This window comes from Motilibacter deserti, from assembly GCF_011250635.1.
In the GTDB taxonomy this organism is placed as follows: Bacteria; Actinomycetota; Actinomycetes; order Motilibacterales; family Motilibacteraceae; genus Motilibacter_A; species Motilibacter_A deserti.
The window spans coordinates 1-4,499 of record NZ_JAANNP010000129.1; the positions used below are offsets into that span (position 1 = coordinate 1).

General features: G+C 72.8%; 6 protein-coding genes and 1 pseudogene. 4 read left to right on the plus strand and 3 right to left on the minus strand.

The genetic code is table 11. The features are described from left to right. Positions 1-123: pseudogene (locus tag G9H71_RS25620) on the plus strand (glucose-1-phosphate thymidylyltransferase); the annotation flags it as partial. A 40-nt stretch (positions 124-163) separates the two neighbouring features. Beyond that, positions 164-763 (plus strand): dTDP-4-dehydrorhamnose 3,5-epimerase, encoded by a 600-nt coding sequence (gene rfbC / locus G9H71_RS21185; protein WP_166284759.1) that lies wholly within the window; start codon positions 164-166, stop codon positions 761-763. Between the two features lie 45 nt (positions 764-808). On the opposite strand, the gene G9H71_RS21190 is transcribed toward rfbC, so the two are convergent. The 3 genes from G9H71_RS21190 to G9H71_RS21200 form a co-directional block, all read right to left on the minus strand. Then, the gene (locus G9H71_RS21190) at positions 809-1,132 is read right to left on the minus strand and encodes a rhodanese-like domain-containing protein (RefSeq protein WP_166284760.1); all 324 of its coding nucleotides are present in this window, start codon (positions 1,130-1,132) and stop codon (positions 809-811) included. Between the two features lie 84 nt (positions 1,133-1,216). Next, positions 1,217-1,408, minus strand: coding sequence for a hypothetical protein (locus tag G9H71_RS21195; protein ID WP_166284761.1), 192 nt, complete (start codon positions 1,406-1,408; stop codon positions 1,217-1,219). Next, positions 1,405-3,309, minus strand: coding sequence for an amidase (locus tag G9H71_RS21200; protein ID WP_231135235.1), 1,905 nt, complete (start codon positions 3,307-3,309; stop codon positions 1,405-1,407). Before G9H71_RS21200 ends, G9H71_RS21195 begins: the two co-directional genes overlap by 4 nt. Before the next feature lie 315 nt (positions 3,310-3,624). Here G9H71_RS21200 and G9H71_RS21205 point away from each other — a divergent pair, with 315 nt between their 5' ends. Further along, positions 3,625-4,158 (plus strand): SSI family serine proteinase inhibitor, encoded by a 534-nt coding sequence (locus tag G9H71_RS21205; RefSeq protein WP_166284762.1) that lies wholly within the window; start codon positions 3,625-3,627, stop codon positions 4,156-4,158. 86 nt (positions 4,159-4,244) lie between these two features. Continuing rightward, a partial coding sequence (ligD, locus tag G9H71_RS21210; protein ID WP_231135236.1) for a non-homologous end-joining DNA ligase LigD occupies positions 4,245-4,499 on the plus strand: 255 nt, incomplete at its 3' end.

Here is a 4,499-nt window from a genome sequence, read left to right on the forward strand (position 1 = left end):
TGCATCGAGGAGGCCGCCTGGCGCGAGGGCTGGCTCTCCGACGACCAGCTCCGGGCCATCGCCGAGCCACTGCGCAAGAGCGGCTACGGCGACTACCTCGTCCGGCTCCTCGACGCCTCCTGACCCGGCACGCCGGGGAGGCCGCAACCGTTAGGGTCTCGACGTGGACATCCGCGAGCTCAAGGTTCCCGACGCGTACGAGATCACCCCGGTCCAGCACAAGGACGACCGTGGTGTCTTCCTCGAGTGGTTCCGCGAAGCGCGCTTCGTCGAAGCCGTCGGCCACCCGCTCGACCTGCGGCAGGCCAACTGCTCGGTGTCGTCGCGCGGCACGCTGCGGGGCATCCACTTCGCCGATGTGCCGCCCAGCCAGGCGAAGTACGTCACCTGCCTGCGCGGCGCGGTGCTCGACGTCGTCGTCGACATCCGAACCGGGTCTCCGGCGTTCGGGACGTGGGACTCGGTGCGCCTCGACGACGTCGACCGGCGCGCGATCTACCTGTCCGAGGGCCTGGGCCACGCCTTCGTCGCGCTGACCGACGACGCGACCGTCGCCTACCTCTGCTCCGAGGGCTACTCCCCGACCCGCGAGCACGGCATCTCGCCGCTCGACCCGGACCTCGCCATCAAGTGGCCGGCGGAGGCCGGCGAGCCGCTGCTCTCGCCGAAGGACCTCGCCGCGCCCACGCTGCGCGAGGCCGAGGCGAGCGGGCTGCTCCCGTCGTACGCGGCGTGCAAGGAGTTCTACGCGTCGCTCGGCTGACGCTCCCCGGACGAGGCGGACGTACGCCCGACCGCGGCACTCGGGTCAGGCCACCCGGCCCGGCTCCCCGGAGTCCGTGACCAGCGGCCGCCCGGCCTGCGCCCACGCGTCGAGCCCACCGGCGAGGTTGACCGCGTCGTACCCCTGCCCCTGCAGCCACGCGGTGACCTGCGCGGAGCGGTAGCCGCTGCGGCAGACGACGACGATCGTGCCCGCCGCGTCGTCGATCTCGTCGACACGCGTCACGATCTCGCCGATGGGCAGGTGCTGCGAGCCGGCGACGTGGCCGGCGGCCCATTCCGCGGGCTCGCGCACGTCGAGGATGCGCGCGTCGTCGGGCACGGAGGCTGCGTCGATGTCGGGGGCCATGCCTCCATCGTGCCCGACCGCCGCTACACGCGGCACGCCCCGCCGTCTCGGGAGGAGACGACGGGGCGCGCGGTGCGGGAGGCGTCAGACGCGGTCCGAGGCCGCCTCGAACGCGTCCTCGGGGTCGTAGGGGTAGTAGACGACGCCGGCCTTGTGGCCCCACGGCACGGCGAAGAACGGCTCGGCGTCCTTGCCCGGCTTGTCCAGGTAGACCGTCGCGTGCGCGACCGGCCCCCACGGGACGGCGAAGAACGGCGTGGAGACGGCCAGGCTCACTTGAAGGCCTCCTCGGCGATCAGCGGGTCGGCCGACAGCTCCGGCGGGACGTCCGCGCCGGTCTCGCCCGACGCCTGCACCGACAGGCGGCGCAGCGACATCGTGCTGACGACGGGGGCGGGGTCCGGCGGAGCCATGTGGTTCCACTCGGGGTAGTTGGCCTGGTAGTCGATCGCGGCTTGCACGATCTGCGCTTCGGTGAAGCGCGGGCCCCAGAACGCGGCGTTGATCGGGAGCGGCTCGCTGGTGGAGTCCATGCCGATCGGAAAGCTGACCATCGGCCAGGTCAGGGCGTTGGGCAGCTGGTAGTAGCGGCGGTAGTTGCGCAGCTGCGTGCCGCCGGTGCGCGGGCCGGCCTTGGCGCCGAGCGGCAGGACCAGCATGAAGTCGACGCCGTAGTCGTCCAGCGCCTTCTGGAAGTTGGCCTGCAGCTGCTTGCGGCGGCGCTCGCCCTCCATGCGCACTGCCTCGGGGATCTTCCCGGCGCGGGCGGTGGCGGCGTCGTAGTCGCCGAAGTTGCTGCGCAGCGTGTTGGCCTGCGAGGTGGGGACGGTCGCGGCGAACTGCTTGACCGCGTCCCAGTAGCCGATCTCGTAGCGGTTCGGGCTGAGGACCGCGGTCGCCGGCGAGATGTTGCTGCCGTCGATCGTCGCCAGGACGGTGCTCGCGCCGGCGCTGAAGTACGGGTCGTTCTCGATCTTCGTGACGTCGAGGCCGGGGAAGTCGATGACCTCGGCGCCGAGCTTGACCAGCTCGGCCTTGAAGCGGTTGAACGCCGCGAGGTAGTCGGCGTCGTAGGAGTTGGCCGGGGGCGTGCCGATGGCCGAGCCGCTCATCCAGTCGGTCTGCGGGACGCCGATGCGCACGCCGGTCAGCGGCTTCTTGCCGTTGCGCGCCTCGATCGGCATCTGCGGCGCGGGGATCGGCGCCGACAGCGAGATCGGGTCGTTGACCTGGTCCGGGCCCTGGATGACCGACTGGATCAGCGCGGCGTCGCGGACGGAGCGCGCGATCGGGCCGACGACGTCGTAGCCGGGCGACAGGGGCATGACGCCGGAGACCGGGTTGAGGCCGAGCGAGGGCTTGATGCCGCTCGCGCCGTTGATGGCCGCCGGCATCATGATCGACCCGCCGGTCTCCTCGCCGATGGTCGCGGCCGCGAGGCGCGCGATCGGAGCGACGCCGGAGCCCTGCGAGGAGCCACCGGGGATGTACTTCTTGTTCCACGCGTTGCCCGAGAACGTCCCGCTGATCGAGCCGGAGAACGCCGACGCGACCGTGTGCCCGATGAGGACCGCGCCCTGCTCACGCAGCCGCGCGACGATCGTCGCGTCCTTGCTCGCGACGTTGCCGTCGTACGCGTGCGTGCCGTTCTTGGACTCGCGGCCCTGGATGGCGACCGAGTCCTTGATGCCGAACGGGATGCCGCACAGCGGGGGCACGTTGAGCGAGTAGTTCTCGCGCTTGAGCCACGCGTCGGCGGCCGCGGCCTGGGCGAGCGCCTCCTCGCGGTCGATGCGCGCGAAGGCGTTGTAGCCGCCGTTGTCCCCGTAGACCTCGAACGGGCCGTTGAACTTGTCGATGCGATCGAGGTAGGCCTGCGTGATCTGGACTGCCGTGAGCTCCTTGCTGCGCAGCAGCACGATCATCTCGACGATCTCGTAGTCGACGATCCGGGCGCGCGTCGGGATGTGCTGGCGCTTCGGGAGGTCCTTGGTGATCGGGTACGGCGCCGCGGCGTGGGCGGCCGGCGCGACGGCGACCCCGCCGACGACGGACGCGGCCGCACCACCGGCGGCGAGGGCCGCACCGCGGCCGAGGAACGAACGGCGGCTGAAGCCGCGCTGAGCGGGAAGCTCGGCGTCGAGGTCGGTCGGCGCAGGAGCGTGGATGTCGGTCATCGGGCGAGCAGCTCCGGGTATGACGAGGGGTGCGACAGGCACGTGACGGGGACGGTGACGGGCCCGTGCGCCGGGCCGGGTCGGGACGGCGCGGGCAGAACGCTCGCAGGTCGAACGGCCCTTCGCCGTTGCGGGAACCGGCTATTTACGTAGCGCCCCGGGGATTTACGGTTGCGAAACACGGGCCCCCGCTTTGGGCCATATGGGCGTGACGGTGGTCACGCAACGGTGCGTCGTCGCGGGGTGACAGCGCTGCCGGACGTTGCGCCGAGTGTCGGACGGAACCACCCACGCCCCCGCGTACGTCCAACTCCCATGCGGACCCGTCCAGCCCTTCTCGCCGGCGCCCTGACGCTCGCCGCGGCCCTGGCCCTCGCAGGGTGCGGCGACGAGGACGGGGGTACGCCGGGCAGCGCCGCGCCGGCCACGTCCGGCTCGGGGGAGCCGGGCCTCTCGCCCGCGCCGAGCACAACACCGAGCGCGACACCCGGCGCGACCGCGAGCACGGCACCGGGCGGGGCCTCGAGCCCTGCGCCGGCCGGCCCCACGCGGCTGCAGGTGCAGGTCGACCTCGCGACGAGCATGGAGTACGACTGGAGGCTCACCTGCGACCCGCCCGGCGGGGACCACCCGCGGCCGGCGGACGCGTGCGCGGCGCTGGCGGCGTACGGCCTGGACGAGGTCCCCGCGGCGGGCCAGGCCTGCACCGAGCAGTTCGGGGGGCCGGAGACGGCGCGCGTGCGCGGGACGCTCGCGGGCGAGCCGGTCGACCTGCGGCTCGACCGGACGGACGGCTGCCACATCGCCCAGTGGTCGCAGCTGCGCCCGCTGCTGCAGCCGACCACCTGACGCAGCGCGTGCCCGACGGAGGAGGCGCGTGGGGCCGTGGGCCCGGGACATGGCACTCGCGCCGGGCGGGCGGCAGGATGGGCGACATGCCCGACGAGGAGCAGCGCGCCGGCGTACGCCTCACCAACCTCGACCAGCCGCTGTGCGCGGACGCGGGCGCGACCAAGCGGGACCTCGTCGACTACCTCGACGCGATGGCCGACCGGATACTGCCGGTGCTCGCCGACCGGGCGCTGAGCGTGGTCCGCGTGCTGCGCGGCCAGGACCCGTTCATGCAGAAGAACCTGCCGAAGTACGCCCCGTCGACCGTCCCGACGATCGACGTCCCGACCCAGGACGGC

Bases quoted from the DNA above. Each gene is read 5' to 3' on its own strand.
- G9H71_RS21205 (WP_166284762.1), top strand. From the start codon at position 3,625: ATGCGGACCCGTCCAGCCCTTCTCGCCGGCGCCCTGACGCTCGCCGCG.
- G9H71_RS21190 (WP_166284760.1), bottom strand. From the start codon at position 1,132: ATGGCCCCCGACATCGACGCAGCCTCCGTGCCCGACGACGCGCGCATC.
- G9H71_RS21200 (WP_231135235.1), bottom strand. From the start codon at position 3,309: ATGACCGACATCCACGCTCCTGCGCCGACCGACCTCGACGCCGAGCTT.